This window comes from Corallococcus sp. CA041A (genome assembly GCF_003612075.1).
GTDB lineage: Bacteria > Myxococcota > Myxococcia > Myxococcales > Myxococcaceae > Corallococcus > Corallococcus exiguus.
Genome location: NZ_RAWF01000066.1, coordinates 20,112 through 37,874, shown reverse-complemented (window position 1 = coordinate 37,874; position 17,763 = coordinate 20,112). Strand labels below are relative to the sequence as shown.

Here is a 17,763-nt window from a genome sequence, read left to right as displayed (position 1 = left end):
GCACGTCGCCGCTGCCATCCGCTGGGTAGTGCGCCTTTCTCCCCAGGACGCCCTCCGCAAGGCGGGCTGCCTCGCCGAGGGCTTCTGGCTGCGCGATTTGTTAGAGAACTTCTGGCGACCTACTTAGCGCACGTCCAGCGTGCGGCGGAAGAACGCCACGCCTTCCGCGTTGGTGCGCGCGTGCGAGGCCGGGCGCGTCCCCGTCACCGGGTCGCGGCACAGCATCGCGATGACGTCGAAGCCCTTCGGGTAGCACTCGGGCAGGAAGCTGAAGTGTCCCGCGTCGTCCAGGACCACCGTCGTCGTGGTCGCGGGCGGCAGCAGCCCTGCCAGGTGCATACCGTGCCCTTCGTGCGGCATCAGCTCGTCACCCTTCGCGAGCACCAGCTCCACCGGCTTCTGGACGTCGGCGGTGTCACGCGCCTCGAAGGAGGCCGCCATGCCCGGCGCCATCGCGAACGCGGCCTTCACTCGCGGGTCCAGGTACGACGCTCGCGAGCGCTTCATGTCGATGCGGCTGTAGTCCACGTCGCGCAGGCCCTCGCAGCCAATCTCCTCCTTGGTGCCCGGCGTCTTGCAGCGCTTTTCAATCCACTCCAGGTTCAGGTTCAGCCCCACCAGCGCCAGCGCCGTGTAGCCGCCCATCGAGTGCCCCGACGCGCCGATGCGCTCCGGATCCACGCGCGGGCCCCACTTCGGATCCTTCAGCAGGTGGTCCAGGATGACCGTGAAGTCTTGCGGACGCTCGTACGCGCGCGCGAAGCCCTCCGGGCTCGTGTCGCCGAAGGTGTTGCCCGGGTGGTTCAACGCCACCACGACGAAGCCATGCGCCGCCAGGTTCGAACCGAACCAGGACAGGTCCATCAACGAGCCCCCACTCCCGTGCGACAGCAACACCACCGGCCAGCGCTCCCGCGCGTCCGAAAGCGGTGCGTCCTTCGCTCCGTAGAAGGGCTTGAACAGGTCCGACGGCGCACGGTTGTCCATCGGCGTGCCGGGCGCCACCGGGTACCAGACCAGCGGCTTCAACGTGCGGCGGCGGACCGCGTCCTCGTACGTCAGCGATTGCGTGACGCCCACCGCGTAGGCCGCGTCCGCCCCGTAGAGCGACGCATGGTCCGTACGCGGAGCCTCCGTCGCCTTCTTCGAGGAAGAACAGCCGCCCATCAGCACCGCGGCGGCGAGGAGCATGGAACCCACGGGCGACAAGAAGCGGCGCATGCTCCGCAGCATGACCGGGAACGACAGGACAAGGAAACCCGGAAATCGCCGTCAGCTCACAGCCGCACGGTGGTCCCGCGCGTCACCAGCGCGGCCAGACCCTGCTTCGTCTGCGCGGCGCTGCGCAGGTGCAGCGTGAGCGCGCCCAGTTCGCGGATCCACGTGGCCGCGTTCGGGCCCAGGCCGGAGAACAGCACGGACAGGGGCGGCGGCTGGGGCAGCTTCCCCGTCCAGTAGCCCAGCACCTCGTCGCGCTCCGGCAGCACCGGCAGCTTCAGGCGTTCCTGCTCCCGCGTCAGCAGCCGCTCCAGCTTGCGCGGCAGGTTCACCTGCCAGTGCAACACCGTCTTCGCCGGCCGCCAGGCCCAGTCCGCGAAGGCGAACCGCTCACGGACCGCGTACTCCCCACGGCCCTGCGTGACGAAGACGCGGTCCGGCGGGAACTCCGGGAAGGGGTCCCACTGCCCGGCCAGGAGCGACGCCAGCCCCTGCTCGCCCGGAGGGCGCCTGCGGAAGTTGTCCCGCACCACGCGCGCCGCCTTCGTGTCCCAGTAGGGATAGGCCGCGTCCTCCACCATCAGCGCCAGGTTCAGCGCCTCGTCCCACTCGTCCGCGTAGCCGCCAGGGGACCCGCCCACCTCCCAGCCGCCGGGCGACTCGCGCCAGGGCTGGAACACCAGCCGGTCCACCAGGTCCATCCACCCGTCCGAGTCCACCGACCCCACGCCCCCCGGCAACGCCGACGAGGCCAGCCGCTGGCAGAGCGTGAACGCCTGCGCGTCACCCAGGTGGTTGGAGAGGGCTTCCAGCGCGCCGGAGGCATCCCCCATGGCGCGCGTGAAGAAGGGCAGCACCTGCTCGTGGAAGAAACGATCGTTGATGGGACGCAGGACGACGTCCATGCGGGGCGTCTCCTGTCAGGCCCTCAGGGCCGCGCGTCTTCCTGGACGATGAGGGCGTGGATGTCCGCGGCCGAGGGCGCTTCCAGGATGGCCGCCCGGAAGCGCGGGTTCTTGAACAGCCGCGAGATGCGCGCCAGCGCCTTCAGATGCACCCCCGCGCTGTTCTCCGGCGCCACCAGCGCGAAGAACAGGTGCGTGGGCTTGCCGTCGATGGACTCGAAGTCCACCCCCGCGCGCGACACGCAGAAGGCCGCCTGGAGACTGTCCATGCCCGCCAGCTTGCCGTGGGGGATGGCCACGCCTTCGCCAATGCCCGTGCTGCCCAGCTTCTCCCGTTCCTGGAGCACCGCCACCAGCCGGTCCTCGCGCAGATTCGGATGCGCCCGGGCCAACGTGGCACTCAGCTCGCGCAGCACCTCCGGTTTCGTCCGGGCTTGCATGTCCGCGACGACCGCCTGGGGGCTGAGGAAATCGGCGATTCTCAATGGCGCTCCCGCACTGGCGCTCCGGGCCGGCAATGATTCCTCGGCCGGCAATTACTCCTCACACTGGATTCGCGCAAGGGTCGCCTGGGCGGTGGCAGGCGCTTCGCTCACTGCGCGTCAGCCCGGGCCGTTCCCCCCACCCCGGACCCGGGCCCGGGGATGTCCCGGACCCGGTTCCCCGGCACGGATACGACTGCCTGTCAGGTGCCGGTGGCGGCCACCGGCGCGTCAGGCAGGTGCGGCTCGATGAGCCCGAACCCTCCCTCCTTGCGCCGGTAGACGATGGACAGCGCCTGGGACTGCTGGTTCTGGAACACGTAGAAGTCGTTGTTCATCAGGTTCATCTGCATCACGGCGTCGTCCACGGACAACGACTGGATGGCCAGATGCGTGGTGCGCACCAGGCGGGCGACACCCGACTCGGCCACCGGCGCCTGCGCGGCGGGCGCGGCCTGGGCGGCGGGCGTGGAAGCCTCCGCGGTCGCCTCCGGCTCGTGGACCTCGAAGACGTCGTGGCGGACCCTCACCAGGTCCTGGCGGTGATGGACCTTCTCCTTGCCGTGGTGCGACTTGAGCTTGTCGCGGTAGCGGCGCAACTGCCGTTCGATCTTGTCCATCGCCAGGTCGATGGACGCGTACATGTCATCGCTCTTCTCACGCCCTCGGAGGACCCAGGCGCCGGAGTGGATGGTGATGTCCGCGTGATGCAGGTGCCGCTCCAACGACAGCACCACGTGGGCTTCACCAGCCCGGTCCAGCAGTCGGTTCACCCGATCGACCTTTTCACGGGCGTACTCCTTCAGGGAATCCGACGCTCCGAACTGACGGAAGGTGATGTTGAGCTGCATGCGTGGCCGCCTCCTAGGGAGAGAGGTAAGCTCCGTGACAGATCAGAAACGGAGCCCACGCCGAAAGCAACCCGGCCCCCCAGGTTGGAAATCCCGTTCACGGATCGCGCTCGCGAAAGCGACCGCAATAGGACACGTCTGGTGTCCGCTGCATGGCACGGTGAGGGGATTCCGACCCGGGCCTCATTTTCCGGTCGGCATTCCCCCACACCGCGTGCGTGGCGCTCACGCCAGCAACATGCCTGCGGATCGCCCCGCGGCCCGGCGGAATCAGGGCACCACGGAGAGCACGTAGTCCTGCGAGTGGTAGATGGCGCCCGAGCACGACGCCACGCCCGTGCACTCGCCCACGACGCCCTCCAGGTCCGCGCCCAGCGTCAGGATGTGGTTCGCCTGCGGGGTGCCCGCGGCGATGGCGACGGTGGACGTGTTGCCGTTCTGCGTGACGGAGAGCACGCCGGGCGCGCGGCCCCCTTCGCGCAGGAGCAGCGCCTCCACCGGACCGGGCACCTCCGTGGAGGGCTCCCAGAGGAAGTCGTAGGACTGCCCCACGCGCAGCTTGTCTGGGGTGCCCTCGCCCTGGAACGTGAACTTGCGCTTGGCCTTGGCGTTCTTCACCACCAGGCGCACGGTGCTGGAGGAGTCCTGCAACTGCACGACGATGTCCTCCACCGGCTCGCGGCCCCAGGCGGCCGGATCGAAGTTGAAGTAGACGCGGCTGTTCTCACACGCCTCCGAGCGCCCGCCCACGTCCGACGCACCACCCGGCACCAGCGTCATGGGCTGGCCGTTGAAGGTGGCCGTCACGTCGTCGGCGAAGCGCGAGCACGGGCCGTCCGGCGACACCGTGTAGCTGGCGGTGAAGCGGTGCGCGCCCTGCGCGTCCGGCGTCTCCGCGTCATCCACGTCCGCCAGCGCGAAGATGAGCGAGCGGTCCGACAGCTCCGCCAGCGACATCACCTTCGTCTCGCCGCCGCTACAGCCGGTGAGCGCCACGAGCGCCCCCAGGACGGTGAAGCAGGACACGGTTCGACGCGGGCTCGAGGCGGGGAAGGTCATGGCGGCCGGCACCCTATCACTCCCGCGCCAGCAGTCCTTCGAGCCGCGCCTTCACGCCGGGCCACTCGGTGTCGATGAACCCGTAGTACGCGCTGTCCCGCACCACGCCGCCGCGCACCAGCATGTGGTTGCGCAGGATGCCCTCGAAGGAAGCACCCAAGCGCAAGATCGCCGCCCTGGAGCGCGCGTTGCGGCTGTCCGTCTTGAGCTGCACGCGCATCACGCCCAGCGTCTCGAAGGCGTGCGTGAGGAGCAGGTACTTGCACTCGGTGTTCACCCGCGAGCGCCACGCCCGCCGCGCCAGCCACGTGGAGCCGATTTCGAGCGTGCGGAACTCGCGGGAGATGTCCAGGTAGCGCGTGGTGCCCACCACCGCGCCGCTGGCCTGCTCGCGGATGGCGAAGGGCCGCTCCGTGCCCGCGGCGGATGCCTTCAGCGCGACGGTGATGTAGTCCGCGACGTCCGCTTCCGTGCGCAGCACGCGCGAGAAGTGGTCGAAGATTTCCGGTTCGCAGACCGCCGCGAGCGCGGGCACGTGCTCCAGTGACAACGGCTCCAGTCGCACCGCCCTCCCCTCCAGGGTGACGGGCGGGACGACGAGCGGCACGGGGTCACGACGGGGAACGCCGACATCGGTGGGGAGCACGGGGTCCATGGACCGCTTCATGCCCCAAACCGGCCCTGCTGTGCAGGGCCGGCGCTTCAAGGACAGCTCAGAAGTACTTCTTGCGCTTGCTGCTGGGGAGGATGCCCAGCACCTCGCGGTACTTGGCCACCGTGCGGCGGGCAATCTCCGTGCCCTGCGAGCGCAGCAGCTCGACGATCTTCTGGTCCGAGTACGGGTTGCGCGAGTCTTCCTGCGACACCAGCTGCTTGATGTGGTGCTTCACGGCCTCGCTGGCCGTGTCCTCGCCGGACACGCGCGCGATGGACGAGTTGAAGAAGTACTTCAGCTCGAAGATGCCCTGCGGCGTGTGCACGTACTTGCTGGTGGTGACGCGGCTGACGGTGGACTCGTGCATGCCGATGTCCTCCGCCACGTCGCGCAGGATGAGCGGCTTCAGGTGCGCGATGCCCTTGTCCAGGAAGTCCCGCTGGAACTTCACGATGCTCTCGGTGACCTTGTAGATGGTCCGCTGCCGCTGGTGGATGGAGCGGATGAGCCACATCGCGCTGCGCAGCTTGTCCTGGATGAACTCCTTCGTCTGCCCGGGGCTCACCGCGCCGTTCTTGAGCGCGTTCCGGTACATGCCGGAGATGCGCAGCTTGGACAGGCCGTCGTCGTTGAGGACCACGGTGTAGTCCTCGTCCCCCAGCTTGTAGACGAAGACGTCGGGGGTGATGTACTGCGCGTCGTCCCCGCTGAAGTTGCGGCCCGGCCGCGGGTCCAGCTTCGGGAGCAGCTTCGCCGCAGAGACCACCTCGTCCAGGGTGACCTTGAGGTCCTTGGCGATGGCCGGCAGGTTCTTGCTCTCCAGGTACTTCATGTGCCGCTTGATGATGAGGCCCAGCAGCGCCGCGTTCGGGTCCTTCATCGCCTGCAGCTGGATGAGCAGGCACTCCTGCAGGTCGCGCGCGCCGCAGCCCCGGGGCTCCAGGTTCTGGATGCGGCGCAGAGTGCGCTCCGCCACGTGCATGGGCACGTCCGCCTCGTTGGACAGGCGGATGAGCGGGTCGCCTTCAATGTCGGGCAGCTTGAGGTAACCGTCGTCGTCCAGGTTCCCCAGGATGAGCACCGCCACGCGGCGCTCGGCCTCGTTGAGCCGCAGCGTGCCCAGCTGCTCCTGGAGGTGGTCGACCAGGTCCTCCTTCTTCACCATGTTGGCTTCGAACGACGGCAGGTCGTCCGTGGCCACGTTGCCCTTGTTGGAGGCGGTGGTGGGCTCGTTGAACTGGTAGCTGTTGAGGTAGGACTCCCAGTCGATCTCCGGGGGTCCCTCGCCGTCCGCCTTGAACTCCTGGGCGTTCTCCGGCGTCGCCGACGGCAGGTCCACGTCGCGCGCGATTTCCGCGTTGTCCGCTTCGAGCGAGGCCTCGCCAGGCTCCTTCTCGCTCACCTCCCCGGGCATGCCCTCCTCGGGCTGCTCCAGGAGGGGGTTCTGCTCCATCTCCTCGCGGACCTGGTCCAGGAGCTCCATGCGTGAGAGCTGGAGGAGCTTGATGGCCTGCTGCAGCTGGGGCGTCATCACCAGCTGCTGGGCGAGCTTCAGGCTCTGTTTGAGTTCCATCGCCATGTGGGGGCGTCTCCGGAAGGCTTGCGTGCCACCTGATTGGAGATTCCAATCAAGGACCGTGCCAACCTAACAAGGACCCCCGGCCACGTCCAGTGCCCCAGCGCGTGGTTTCTGATTTGCATCGTCAAAAATCCGCTGGAAATCCGACAGGTTGTCGTAACCCCCGCTCGCTTGGCAGATGTTCAGACGTCGACGCAAAAGCGGGGCCAACTTCACCGCGAGCATCTGGAGACATACGGAGAGAGCGGCTTTTCACGGAGCCTGGAGACGGAACCGGTCTCCCAGGTAGACGGCCCTCGCGCGGGCCGAGCCGGCGATCTGCGCAGGGGTGCCCTCTTCGAGAATCTGACCCTGTGCGATGATGTAGGCCCGGTCACAGATGCCCAGGGTGTCCTGGACGTTGTGGTCGGTGATGAGGATGCCCAGGCCCCGCTCCCGCAGGAGGTGGATCTGCCGCTGGAGGTCGCCCACGTTGATGGGGTCCACGCCGGCGAAGGGCTCGTCGAAGAGGATGAAGCGGGGGGCGGGGATGAGGCTGCGGGCGATTTCGGCGCGCCGCCGCTCGCCGCCGGAGAGCGTCTCTCCCCAGGAGTCGGCGACGTGGGAGAGGCCGAACTCCTCCAGGAGGGTGTCCGCGCGCTGCTTGCGGTCCTGGGCGGTGAGCCCCTTCTGGAGCTCCAGCACGGCCAGGAAGTTCTCGCGCACCGTGAGCTTGCGGAAGACGGAGGCCTCCTGCGGCAGGTAGCCCACGCCACGGCGCGCACGGCGGTGCATGGGCAGGTGGGTGAGGTCCTCGTCGCCCACGCGCACCCGGCCCGCGTCCGGCGTCACCAGGCCCACCACCATGTTGAAGCTCGTCGTCTTGCCGGCGCCGTTGGGTCCCAGCAGGCCGACCACTTCACCGGGGGCGACGTTGAAGGACACGTCGCGCACCACCTGGCGCTTGCGGAAGGACTTCTGGAGCCCTTCGGCGAACAGCTTCGCGCCGCTCATGGCGTCGTGCCCGCCGGCTTCGGCGTGGGGGCCTTCTTGCGGGTGCCGGGGACGGCGGTGGTGGACGGGGAGTCCACGAGGATGCGGGCGTTCTCCACCTCCAGGCGCTCGCTGCCCAGGACGAGGCGCACCTTGGTGCCGGTGAGGTAGGTGTTGCCCTGGCGGGCCTCCGGGGAGCCCGTCACCACCAGCACGCCCGAGGGCACGTCGTAGTCGGCTCGTTCGCCCCGGGCCTGCCGGTCGCCGTCCACGGCGCGCACGTTGCCGGCGCACACCACGCGCGTCACCTGGCGGGTGGCGTTGTAGTAGCCGGTCATCTTCTCGCAGCGGATGTCCATGGTCTGGTGCTTCACCACCACGTTGCCGGTGAGCACCGCCTGGTTGCGGTCGCCGGTGACGTGGTCCGCGGACAGGTCCACCGGGTTGCGCAGGCCCGTGGGCGCCAGCGACGTGCCCGGCGCGGGCGGCGGAGCGGCCGGAGCGGCCGAGTCGGGAGCAGCGGGCTTCGCGGCGGGCGCGGTGGGGGCACCGGGCTTCGCGGGCGGAGTGGCCTGCGCGACGACCGGGGCGCCGGAAGCTGCGGGCGCGGCGGCCTGCGAGGACGCGGGCTGGGCCAGGAACAGCGCCATCACGAGGAACTCAATCACTCCGTCGCTCCACCCAGCACGGCTTGGACCGTGCCCTCGAAGGTGAACGTCTGGTCCGCGGAGGACAGCGTGAAGCGGTCCGCCCGCATCTGGTAGTCCGGGCCCCTCATCGTCACGCCCTCGTCGCCATGGGCCCGCCGCGCGTCCGAGTCGTAGGTCAGCCGGGGAGTGTTGGCCACCAGTCCCTCCGCCGTCTGCACGACGACCCCGCCGGACCCCACCCACCTCTTGGACGCGAGGCTGCCGTCCATATTCGGCGCGGTGATGACGGTGTCCGCCCGCGAGGCGCCAGGCGAGCCCTGCGCGCCCTTCCCGGGGGGCAGGCGAACGACGACCTCGGTGGCCTGCACCTCGCCGCCCGCGCGCCGGTAGAGGACGCGGGAAGCGGTGCCGGAGACCTGGAGCGCGTCGCCCTCGTAGGAGCGCAGGTGCGCGCCCTCCAGCACCACGTCCGGGCGCGGCTCGTTCGAGGCGCCCGGGGCCGGACGGCGCGGCGCGCAGGCGGTGGCGAGGAGTCCCAGGAAGCTCAAGGCAAGCAGGCGCGGCACAAGGCCCTCCTTATCACCGCGCCGGGGCGGACGGTGCGTCAGCGAGGGCCAGGGGAGCGTCCTCGGGAGGACGCGTCTTCCAGCGCTGATGCATCCACACCCACTGTTCGGGGGCGCGGCGGATGGCCGCCTCGATGCGCTGCGACAGCGCGGCGGTGAGCGCCTGCACGGCCGCTTCACGCTCCGTCGCGTCCGGGTGCGGCACCTCTTCCATGGTGAGCCGGTAGCCCTGGCCGTCGCGCTGGCAGAAGCCCACCACCACCGCCGCGCCGGTGCGCAGCGCCAGGTCCGCCGCCGCGCGCGGAGTGGCCGCCAGCTCCCCGAAGAAGGGCACGAAGACGGACTGCACCTTGGTGTCCTGGTCGATGAGGATGCCCAGGATTTCGCCGCTCCGGAGCGCGCGGAGCATGGCCCGGGCCGCGCCCTCCTGGCCGCGCCAGATGCTGCGCACGCCGCCCTTCGCCCGGAAGTCCTCCACCAGCGCGGTGAGGCGCGGGTCGCTGGTCTCCTTCGCGATGCTCTGGCTGGGGTAGCCCGCCCTCGCCACGCGCCGGGCGAGCAGCTCCCAGTTGCCTACGTGGCCGGACACGAAGACGACGCCCTTCCCCTTCGCCAGCGCGGCCTCCAGCACCTGGCGGTCCGCGTCCGGCCAGGACACCAGGGACTCCAGCCCGGCATCCAGCGCCCGCGCGGAGGCGACCTCCAGGGCCGCGGCGGCCAGATGGCGGAAGGCGTCACGGGCGAGCGCGTCACGTTCCGCCCCGGTCCTTTCCGGGAAGGCGCGGGCCAGCGACTTGAGCGCCTTCCTGCGCTCTCCGCCCGCGAACGCGTAGGCCCAGCCGCCCAGGGTCATGCCCAGGGTGCGGGCCGTGTCCAGCGAAAGGAACTGGAGCAGGCGCAACATCCCGGCGATGAGCAGGTAGCGCAGGTAACGCTTGAGGCGCTTTGTTAAAGGGGGACGCTCCACGACGCGTCTCCATATCCCATGCGCGAATACAACTTCGACGGCCTCATTGGTCCGACCCACAATTACGCCGGCCTCTCGCCGGGCAACCTGGCGTCACAGCACCACGGCGGCCAGCCCAGCCACCCCCGGGAGGCGGCGCTCCAGGGGCTGGAGAAGATGCGCTTCGTGTCGGAGCTGGGCGTGGGCCAGGCGGTGCTGCCGCCCCAACCGCGCCCCTCCCTGCGCACGCTGCGGGCCCTGGGCTTCACGGGCTCCGACGAGGAGGTCATCACCCGCGCCGCGCGCGACGGGGAGCACCTGCTGCGCCTCACCTCCAGCGCCTCCGCCATGTGGACGGCGAACGCGGCCACCGTGGCGCCCTCGGCGGACACCGCGGATGGCAGGGTGCACCTGACGCCCGCGAACCTCACGCAGATGTTCCACCGCGCCATCGAGGCGGACACCACGCACGCGGTGCTGCGCGCCATCTTCGCGGACGCGAAGCACTTCCAGGTGCACGCGCCGCTACCGGGCGCCTCGCACTTCGCGGACGAGGGCGCGGCCAACCACACGCGCCTCTTCACGCCGGGGCACAAGGCCGTGCACGTGCTCGCCTGGGGGCGCAGCGCGTGGCAGGACGTGAAGGGGCCCCAGCGCTTCCCCGCGCGCCAGACGCTGGAGTCCAGCCAGGCCCTGGCGCGGCTACACCAGCTGGCGCCGGAGCAGGTGGTGCTGCCGCAGCAGCATCCGGACGGCATCGACGCGGGCGCGTTCCACACGGACGTGCTCGCGGTGGGCAACGAGCGCTTCCTCATGCTGCACGCGCTGGCCTTCGTGGAGCACCCGAAGCTCCTCCAGACGCTGCGCGAGAAGCTGGGCGACGCCTTCCGCTTCGAGGTCGCGACGGACGCCGAGCTGCCGGTGAAGGACGCCGTGCGCGCCTACCCGTTCAACTCGCAGGTGCTGTCGCTGCCGGACGGCACCATGGCCATCATCGCGCCCATCGAGAGCCGCGATACGCCCACCGCCCACGCCTTCCTGGAGCGAGTGGTCGCCGGGGACAACCCGGTGAAGGCGGTGCACTACCTGGACGTCCGGCAGTCCATGAACAACGGCGGCGGCCCGGCGTGCCTGCGTCAGCGCATCTCGCTCACGGACGCGGAGCGCGCCGCCATCACCGCGGACGTCTTCTACTCGCCGGCTCTGCACGAGGGGCTCGCGGCGTGGGTGCGCAAGCACTACCGCGATGTGCTCAAGCCAGAGGACGTGCGCGATCCGCAGCTCGCGCGCGAGACAATGACCGCGCTCGACGAGCTGACGCGCCTGCTCAAGCTGGGCAGCGTGTACGACTTCCAGCAGTGACGTGAGGTGGCCGCCCGCCTGCCCTCCGGCGCACCCGGCGAGGGCAGGCAGCCCTGGCCGTCCCGTTCGGGTGGCGAATGGCCGCCCGCGTCGTCCGGACACACCTTCTACGCGAAGGAGGTGATGTCCCCCATGATTCCGAGTGCCATTCAAAGCTATCTGCGGCGCCATCGCGTCCCCTTCGAGCGGTACGCCCACGCTCGGGCCGTGACCGCGATGGAGCTCGTGGACGCCCTCAACGTGCCCGCCTGGCGCGTGGCCAAATCCATCATCGTGCTGGCCGACCGGCAGCCGTGGATCGTCGTCGTGCCCGCGATGGCGACCGTGGACCTGCGGCAGGTCCGCCACACGCTGGGCGTCCGCACCGCGCGGCTCGCCGCCGAGTCCGAGTTCGCCGACCACTTCCCCGACTGCGAGACGGGCGCCGAGCCTCCCTTCGGCGAGCTGTACGGCCTGCCCGTCGCGATGGACGAGTCCCTGAGCGCCAACGAGCGACTGCTGTTCCGCGCCGGTTCGCACGAGGAGGCCCTGGAGATGCGCTTCCAGGACTTCGCGCGCCTGGAGTGGCCGCTGGTCGCGTCCTTCATCCAGTCGCTCTCGCGTGAAGAAGAGAGAGCGTCGTCGTACGGAGCGCCCGTGGAGGACTCAGGCGCGTCGGCCTGATGTCCTCATGGAGCGGGAGCGTCGCTGACCGCCGGTGAACCCGGCGGTTCCACTTCCCGCCCCTTCGCGTCCTCCAGCAGCCCGCCCTTGTGTGCGTCCTGTAGCGCACGCTCGCGTTCTTCCAGCCGCGCCGCCCAGGCTTCACCCTCCGCGCGCCGTGCATCGTTGAGTGGCATGAGCCGCAGGCCCTCGTGCACCGAGCGCGCCGCCGCGTCGTAGCGCGACAGCAACTCCTGCAACCGGGCCACTTCGAAGTGGCTCTCCGGACCGGGCAGCAGCCCCACGACCGAGCGGCGCTGCTCCAGTGCGCGGGCCAGCAAGCCTTCCTGTTCGAAGCTGTCCGCTTCCAGCGACAGCAGGCGTGCGCGCTGCCGCAGGTCGGTCAGGTACGGCGCCATGGCGGCCAGAGTGTCCCGGGACCTGCGCGTGAGCCCGGCCTCCTGCTGCCGCGTGGACAGAGTGAAGGCCAGTTCCACGTCGTGAGGGAAGCGCTTCACGAGCGCCTCCAGCGACTGGAGTGCCTCCGCGCGCTTTCCCTGCGCAAGCCACACGTCCGCGCGCAGCAGGTGCGTGGCCAGTGCGTCCGGGGCGCGCCGCTCCACCTCCGCACAGGCCGCCTCCGCCGCGGGGAGTTCTCCCTGGGCCAGCCGTCCGCGCGCTTCCTGCATCCACAGCGCGGTGGCTTCGGACCGGCCCTCGAAGTGTTCACGCGCCCAGGTGAGCCATTCGAGTCCCAGCGCTCGGCGTGAGGGCCCGGCGAGCAGCGCCTCCGCGAGTTCCACCCCCTGCCCGGGCGCTTCGGACGTGAGGGTCTTCAATTCCTCGACCGTGCGGGCACGGGGCATCGCCTCGCTGATCAACACGCGCGTGTCCCCGGCCTCGTGCGCGAGCCGGTACTCCAGGAAGGCCTGCTCGCGCCGGCCCAGGTGCAGCAGGGCCCGCGCGGCCACGCGGTGCGCGGGCGCATCCAGGGGCCGCAGGTACAGCGTGTGATTGACGAAGCTCAGCGCGTCCTTCGCGCCCTCGGCGCCATTCGACACAGAGGCCATCGCCATCAGCCGGTACAGCAGGTAGTCCGCCGGGTGCACGTCGATGAGCTGGAGCCCCAGGGCTCGCACCTCCGCGCCCGGCGCCCGCGCCGCCACGCGCTCCGCCAGCAGCGCCTCCGCGTCCGCCATCCTCCGCCGTCCCGGCACGAGCGCGACGAGCATCACGACGGTGAGCCCCGCAGCCAGCGCCAGCGCGGGACCGACGGGCAGTGTGCCCAGCTTCGTGCGGCGCGCGGCCATGCGCTCGGCTTCACGGGGCCGGAACACCGCGCCCAGCACCACCGCGACCGCCACCGCGCACGCGGGCAGCTCCAGACTGAAGTCGAAGAGGTTGTGCAGCGCCAGCGCCGCCACGCCGGACAGCGCCGCCAGCTCCACGGGCCCGTGGTCCTCGCGCCGCACGCGCTTCACGAAGGCCCAGACGCCCAGCCCGAGCAGCAGCAGCCCCGGCACGCCCCACTCCGCCGCCACCTGCAACACCGCGTTCTCCGGGTGCGTGAAGGTGTTGGGGTTGGGCTCGGTCTGGTAGCGCGGGAAGGCGGCTTCGAACGCGCCGCGCCCCATGCCCAGCACCGGGAAGGCGCGGGCCGCGCGAGCCATCATCGGCCAGGGCTCCATCTTGCCGCGGCGCAGGGACTCCACGCCGTCCACGGTGCGAGCCTCCGCCCACAGCTGATCCGCCGCCAGGTACGCGCCCACGGACAGCGTCGCCAGCAGCCCCAGCAGCACCGCCGCGCCCCGCCCCCACGCGGGCCTGGCGGGAGTGCGCGCCTCGCGACGCTGCTTCATCAGCCACGCGGCGAGCAGCACCTGCCCGAAGACGAAGAACACGATGCCCGCGCGAGACAGCGACAGCAGCACTCCCGCGCCGGAGACGAGCGCCGCCATCGCGAAGGGCCACGCGCGCGAACGCGGCTGCTTCGACAGCGCGAGCCCCACCGCCACCGTCGCGCACAGCCCCAGGAAGCCAGCGAGGTGATTGGGATTTCCGAACGGCGTCACCAGCGGCGGCCGTGCATGCACGTACGCCCGCAGCCCGAACAGCGTGTCCACGCCGAACAGCGCGTGGCCCAGGCCCACCGTCGCCACCGCCGCGCCCGTGAACGCCAGCACCGAGAGCAGCCGCTGCCGAGACGCGCGAGCGCGGCACACCTGCACCGCCGCGACGAACGTGACGAGGTAGGCCACGTGCTTCGCCAGCTCACGCCAGGTGGCGGAAGGCTCCAGCGACACCGGCCGCCAGCCCGTGAGACCCAGCGGAACGAGCACGTCCTCGCGCAGCGCCGCGGCCTCCGGACTCACCCATGCGAGCAGTCCGGGTGGCAGTGGCACGAGCTGCGACACACACAGCACCACGGCGCCCACCAGCGGCGCGGCCAGGAGCGGCACGCGCGGGGTCTCTCCCTGTCGCCGGGCCCCCACGAACGCCAGCACCGCCGCGGCCCCGGACAGCACGCCCAGCGGCCAGGACACCCAGTGCGCCGCGCCGCCGAGCGCCACCGGGCCCAGCACCACCAGCGCCGCGAGCGCCACTTCCGCGTAGACGGTGTACCGGGAGACGCGGTGGGAGCCAGGAGCCATGCGCGGCGCGGGAGTATGTCACGCTCCTCACGAACCTCCGGGGCTCGTCCCCTCGACCAGCGGACGCGGCGCCTGGATGCCTCCTCCCCCGGCGCGGCCTTCCGGGGCTATCGAATGAACGCCCCGCCCGGGACACCGCTTGCATCCGGGGAATCATCTGGCATCTTCCCCCGACCCCATGCGTCGCTTCCTGCTCACTGCCGCCGTCCTCTGCGCTTCCCTCTCCGGACTCACCGCGTGCAAGGGCGCGTGCCGCGAGCTGTCCGAGAAGCTCTGCGAGTGCGCCTTGAACTCGGTGGAGAAGCAGGCCTGCCAGCAGCGAGCCGCCGACGAGGAGGGCCGCGTGGAGCCCATCGCCGAGGACGAGGCCGTCTGCGAAGCGAAGCTCGAAGGCTGCGACTGCCGCACCATCGAGACCGAAGAGGGCAAGAAGGCCTGCGGCCTCGCCCGCTGAAGACGCGCTGTCGCGAGGCTCGACCTTCGCGGCCACGAAGGGCCCAAGGCCTCATCCGCTGAGGACGCTGTCGCGAGGTTCGACCTTCGCGGCCACGAAGGGCCCAAGGCCTCATCCGCTGAGGACGCTGTCGCGAGGCTCGACCTTCGCGGCCCCAAAGGGCCCAAGGCCTCATCCGCTGAGGACGCGCTGTCGCGAGGCTTGGGCCTCCGCGCCCCGGAAGGTCCTACGGCATCACCTGCTGAACGCCGCCCGCTGAGGACGCGCTGTCGCGAACCTCAGGTGCCCGGCACCACGGGAGCCGGAGCCGGCCGCGAGGGCGAGCCATCCACCCACGGCTGAAGCCCGCGCCGCACCCGCGTGCGCCACGGCGTCTCCACCCATCGGTGCACCGCCACCGACGCGGGCACCAGCAACACCAGCAGCACCGCCAGGAAGCGCGTGGGCGACGACGGGCCCACGAATCGCTCCATCCAGTGCACCAGCTCGCTGACGGGGTACTGCAGCAGGTACAGCGCGTAGCTGGCCCCGCCCAGGTGCACCAGCCACGGCCGCGCCAGCACCTGCCCCAGCGGACCGCCGCCGCGCGCCAGCCCGTACACCAGCAGCGCCGACGCGGGCGCCAGCAGCGCGTTGTGCATCAACGGATACGGAATCCATGCGCCCTGCGAGAAGCCCGCGACCAGCAGCGCCGCGCCCGCCAGCGCCATCACCGCGCCGGAGCGCTGGGACGTCGCCGTCGCCGCCGCCCGCTCCCGCACGAAGACCAGCCCCAGCAGCACGCCCAGCAGGAACTCCGGCAGGCGCATCAGCGGGTTGAGCTTCACCACCGTCAGCCACACGCCGCCGGACGCCGCGTTCAGCGTGCCCGGCCCGTCCGGCCGCAGCACCAGGTAGAGCACCGGCGGCAACAGCCCCAGCAGCCACACGCCCACCAGGGCCGCCTTCATGCGCGCGCCCCGGAAGCGCTCCAGCCTCCCGGCCAGCGCCGGGAACACCGCGTAGAAGAACGCCTCCACCGACACGGACCAGGACGGAGGGTTCCAGTACAGCGCCAGCTGCGGCACCCACGACTGGAGCAGCATCAGCGTGGTGAGCCCCGCCGTGGTCAGCTTCGCCGCGGCCACCGGCACGCTGTTCGCCGCCAGCGAGCCCTGCGCCGTGGGCACCGCCGACAGCAGGAACATCAGGAGGAACACCGGGTAGACGCGCGCCACCCGCGCGCTCCAGAAGGCCCGGGGCGGGGTCTGCATCCCGCTGGCCGTGTCCACGTAGTTGTACGCGAGCACGAAGCCGGACAGGAGGAAGAAGACCCCCACGGAGGCATAGCCGGAGGCCACCACCTGCACCATCCACTCCGGCGCCACGCCCTGGATGCACGGGGTGCCGAAGTGGAACAAGACGACGTGCAGGGCCGCCAGGAAACGCAGCCCTGTCAGCGCATCCAGCGAGCCTCCGGACTGCTGCTTCATCTACTTGCGACCGATGCCGAAGTAGGTGAAGCCCTGCTCACGCATGCGCGCGGGCTGGAAGATGTTGCGGCCGTCGAAGATCACCGGCGACTTCATCAGCGACTTCATGCGCGCGAAGTCCGGGTGGCGGAACTCGTTCCACTCCGTCACCACGAACAGGCCGTCCACGCCCTCCAGCGCGTCGTACGGCAGGTCCGCATAGCGGATGCGGTCGCCGAAGACGCGCTTGGACGCGTGCGCGGCCACCGGGTCGTGCGCGATCACCGTCGCGCCCTTGCCGATGAGGCCCTCGATGACCTCGATGGACGGCGCCTCGCGCATGTCGTCCGTCTTCGGCTTGAACGCCAGGCCCCAGACGCCGAACTTCTTGCCCTCCAGCGTCCCGTAGTGCTTCACGGCCTTGTTCACGAGCAGCTTCTTCTGCCGCTCGTTGGTGCGCTCCACCGCGCGCAGCAGGTCCAGCTCCAGGCCGTACTCACGCGCCGTCGTGACGAGCGCCTTCACGTCCTTGGGGAAGCAGGAGCCGCCGTAGCCCACGCCGGGGAAGAGGAACGGGTAGCCGATGCGCTTGTCCGCGCCCAGGCCCTTGCGCACGAAGTCCACGTCCGCGCCCACCTTCTCGCAGAGCGCGGCCACGTCGTTCATGAAGGAGATGCGCGTCGCGAGCATCGCGTTGGCCGCGTACTTCGTCAGCTCCGCGGAGCGCGTGTCCATGAACAGGATGGGGTTCTCCGTGCGCACGAACGGCGCGTACAGCTCCCCCATGAGGGTCCGGGCGCGCTCGGTGTCCGCGCCAATGACGACGCGGTCCGGCTTGAAGAAGTCGTCCAGCGCGGCGCCTTCCTTCAGGAACTCCGGGTTGGAGACGACGTCGAACTCCACGTCCGTCACCTTGGCGATGGCCTCGCGAACCTTGTCCGCGGTGCCCACCGGCACGGTGCTCTTGTCCACCACCACCGTGTACTGCTTCATCGCGCGGCCCACCGCCTGCGCCGCCGCGAGCACGTACTGGAGATCCGCCTCGCCGCTCTCCCCTTCAGGGGTGCCTACGGCGATGAACACGGCCTGCGCGTTCTGCACGCCTTCGGCCAGGTTCGTGGTGAACGTGAGGCGCTTCTCCTTCACGTTCTTGCGGATGAGCTCCTCCAGACCCGGCTCGTAGATGGGGACCTGTCCATCCTGGAGCATGCGGATCTTCCGCTCGTCGATGTCCACGCACGCGACGTCGTTGCCCGAGTCCGCGAAGCAGGTGCCCGCGACGAGTCCGACGTAACCCGATCCGATAATGGCAATGCGCAT

Annotated in this window: 17 protein-coding genes; 3 read left to right on the top strand and 14 right to left on the bottom strand. The window is 70.4% G+C overall.

Going from position 1 to position 17,763, the window contains the following annotated elements; translation table 11 throughout:
• Positions 1-123 precede the first annotated feature (123 nt).
• The 11 genes from D7V77_RS14320 to D7V77_RS14270 form a co-directional block, all read right to left on the bottom strand.
• Positions 124-1,221 (bottom strand): alpha/beta fold hydrolase, encoded by a 1,098-nt coding sequence (locus D7V77_RS14320; protein WP_233596984.1) that lies wholly within the window; start codon positions 1,219-1,221, stop codon positions 124-126.
• A gap of 56 nt (positions 1,222-1,277) precedes the next feature.
• Complete coding sequence (locus D7V77_RS14315; protein ID WP_120576836.1) at positions 1,278-2,123, bottom strand: hypothetical protein; 846 nt, start codon at positions 2,121-2,123, stop codon at positions 1,278-1,280.
• A gap of 23 nt (positions 2,124-2,146) precedes the next feature.
• Positions 2,147-2,608 (bottom strand): PTS sugar transporter subunit IIA, encoded by a 462-nt coding sequence (locus D7V77_RS14310; protein WP_120576835.1) that lies wholly within the window; start codon positions 2,606-2,608, stop codon positions 2,147-2,149.
• Between the two features lie 200 nt (positions 2,609-2,808).
• Positions 2,809-3,456 carry a ribosome-associated translation inhibitor RaiA gene (gene raiA / locus D7V77_RS14305; protein WP_120576834.1) on the bottom strand — a complete coding sequence of 216 codons (648 nt, stop codon included), beginning with the start codon at positions 3,454-3,456 and terminating at the stop codon, positions 2,809-2,811.
• Positions 3,457-3,726: 270 nt separating this feature from the next.
• The gene (locus D7V77_RS14300; protein WP_120576833.1) at positions 3,727-4,515 is read right to left on the bottom strand and encodes a hypothetical protein; all 789 of its coding nucleotides are present in this window, start codon (positions 4,513-4,515) and stop codon (positions 3,727-3,729) included.
• A 16-nt stretch (positions 4,516-4,531) separates the two neighbouring features.
• Positions 4,532-5,170 carry a GNAT family N-acetyltransferase gene (locus D7V77_RS14295; protein ID WP_120576841.1) on the bottom strand — a complete coding sequence of 213 codons (639 nt, stop codon included), beginning with the start codon at positions 5,168-5,170 and terminating at the stop codon, positions 4,532-4,534.
• A gap of 58 nt (positions 5,171-5,228) precedes the next feature.
• Complete coding sequence (rpoN, locus tag D7V77_RS14290) at positions 5,229-6,749, bottom strand: RNA polymerase factor sigma-54 (protein WP_120576832.1); 1,521 nt, start codon at positions 6,747-6,749, stop codon at positions 5,229-5,231.
• Positions 6,750-7,001: 252 nt separating this feature from the next.
• Positions 7,002-7,742 carry an LPS export ABC transporter ATP-binding protein gene (gene lptB, locus D7V77_RS14285; protein WP_120554202.1) on the bottom strand — a complete coding sequence of 247 codons (741 nt, stop codon included), beginning with the start codon at positions 7,740-7,742 and terminating at the stop codon, positions 7,002-7,004.
• Positions 7,739-8,389: an LptA/OstA family protein gene (locus tag D7V77_RS14280; protein WP_120576831.1), complete on the bottom strand. Its 651-nt coding sequence runs from the start codon at positions 8,387-8,389 to the stop codon at positions 7,739-7,741. Before D7V77_RS14280 ends, lptB begins: the two co-directional genes overlap by 4 nt.
• Entirely contained in the window at positions 8,386-8,937 is a 552-nt protein-coding gene (locus tag D7V77_RS14275) for an LPS export ABC transporter periplasmic protein LptC (RefSeq protein ID WP_120576830.1), read from the bottom strand. Before D7V77_RS14275 ends, D7V77_RS14280 begins: the two co-directional genes overlap by 4 nt.
• Before the next feature lie 13 nt (positions 8,938-8,950).
• Positions 8,951-9,904, bottom strand: a complete 954-nt coding sequence (locus D7V77_RS14270) for a lysophospholipid acyltransferase family protein (protein WP_120576829.1) — start codon at positions 9,902-9,904, stop codon at positions 8,951-8,953.
• A gap of 18 nt (positions 9,905-9,922) precedes the next feature.
• Between D7V77_RS14270 and astB the strand changes: the two genes are divergently transcribed.
• Positions 9,923-11,245: an N-succinylarginine dihydrolase gene (astB, locus tag D7V77_RS14265; RefSeq protein ID WP_120576828.1), complete on the top strand. Its 1,323-nt coding sequence runs from the start codon at positions 9,923-9,925 to the stop codon at positions 11,243-11,245.
• Positions 11,246-11,377: 132 nt separating this feature from the next.
• Positions 11,378-11,908 (top strand): aminoacyl-tRNA deacylase, encoded by a 531-nt coding sequence (locus D7V77_RS14260; protein ID WP_120576827.1) that lies wholly within the window; start codon positions 11,378-11,380, stop codon positions 11,906-11,908.
• 5 nt (positions 11,909-11,913) lie between these two features.
• Here the strand turns inward: D7V77_RS14260 and D7V77_RS14255 are convergent, their stop codons facing one another.
• Positions 11,914-14,538, bottom strand: coding sequence for an O-antigen ligase family protein (locus D7V77_RS14255; RefSeq protein ID WP_120576826.1), 2,625 nt, complete (start codon positions 14,536-14,538; stop codon positions 11,914-11,916).
• A gap of 178 nt (positions 14,539-14,716) precedes the next feature.
• On the opposite strand from D7V77_RS14255, the gene D7V77_RS14250 reads away from it, so the two are divergent.
• On the top strand, positions 14,717-14,992 hold the full coding sequence (locus D7V77_RS14250) for a hypothetical protein (protein WP_120576825.1): 276 nt from the start codon (positions 14,717-14,719) through the stop codon (positions 14,990-14,992).
• 278 nt (positions 14,993-15,270) lie between these two features.
• Here the strand turns inward: D7V77_RS14250 and D7V77_RS14245 are convergent, their stop codons facing one another.
• Both D7V77_RS14245 and D7V77_RS14240 read right to left on the bottom strand, forming a co-directional pair.
• Positions 15,271-16,464 carry an acyltransferase gene (locus tag D7V77_RS14245; RefSeq protein WP_120576824.1) on the bottom strand — a complete coding sequence of 398 codons (1,194 nt, stop codon included), beginning with the start codon at positions 16,462-16,464 and terminating at the stop codon, positions 15,271-15,273.
• Positions 16,465-17,763 carry a UDP-glucose/GDP-mannose dehydrogenase family protein gene (locus D7V77_RS14240; protein ID WP_120576823.1) on the bottom strand — a complete coding sequence of 433 codons (1,299 nt, stop codon included), beginning with the start codon at positions 17,761-17,763 and terminating at the stop codon, positions 16,465-16,467.

Coding starts and splice junctions, on each gene's coding strand:
- D7V77_RS14295 (WP_120576841.1), bottom strand. CDS start 5,170: ATGGACCCCGTGCTCCCCACCGATGTCGGCGTTCCCCGTCGTGACCCC.
- D7V77_RS14245 (WP_120576824.1), bottom strand. CDS start 16,464: ATGAAGCAGCAGTCCGGAGGCTCGCTGGATGCGCTGACAGGGCTGCGT.
- D7V77_RS14315 (WP_120576836.1), bottom strand. CDS start 2,123: ATGGACGTCGTCCTGCGTCCCATCAACGATCGTTTCTTCCACGAGCAG.
- D7V77_RS14300 (WP_120576833.1), bottom strand. CDS start 4,515: ATGACCTTCCCCGCCTCGAGCCCGCGTCGAACCGTGTCCTGCTTCACC.
- D7V77_RS14250 (WP_120576825.1), top strand. CDS start 14,717: ATGCGTCGCTTCCTGCTCACTGCCGCCGTCCTCTGCGCTTCCCTCTCC.
- rpoN (WP_120576832.1), bottom strand. CDS start 6,749: ATGGCGATGGAACTCAAACAGAGCCTGAAGCTCGCCCAGCAGCTGGTG.
- D7V77_RS14320 (WP_233596984.1), bottom strand. CDS start 1,221: ATGCGCCGCTTCTTGTCGCCCGTGGGTTCCATGCTCCTCGCCGCCGCG.
- D7V77_RS14255 (WP_120576826.1), bottom strand. CDS start 14,538: ATGGCTCCTGGCTCCCACCGCGTCTCCCGGTACACCGTCTACGCGGAA.
- D7V77_RS14260 (WP_120576827.1), top strand. CDS start 11,378: ATGATTCCGAGTGCCATTCAAAGCTATCTGCGGCGCCATCGCGTCCCC.
- lptB (WP_120554202.1), bottom strand. CDS start 7,742: ATGAGCGGCGCGAAGCTGTTCGCCGAAGGGCTCCAGAAGTCCTTCCGC.
- raiA (WP_120576834.1), bottom strand. CDS start 3,456: ATGCAGCTCAACATCACCTTCCGTCAGTTCGGAGCGTCGGATTCCCTG.
- D7V77_RS14240 (WP_120576823.1), bottom strand. CDS start 17,763: ATGCGCATTGCCATTATCGGATCGGGTTACGTCGGACTCGTCGCGGGC.
- astB (WP_120576828.1), top strand. CDS start 9,923: ATGCGCGAATACAACTTCGACGGCCTCATTGGTCCGACCCACAATTAC.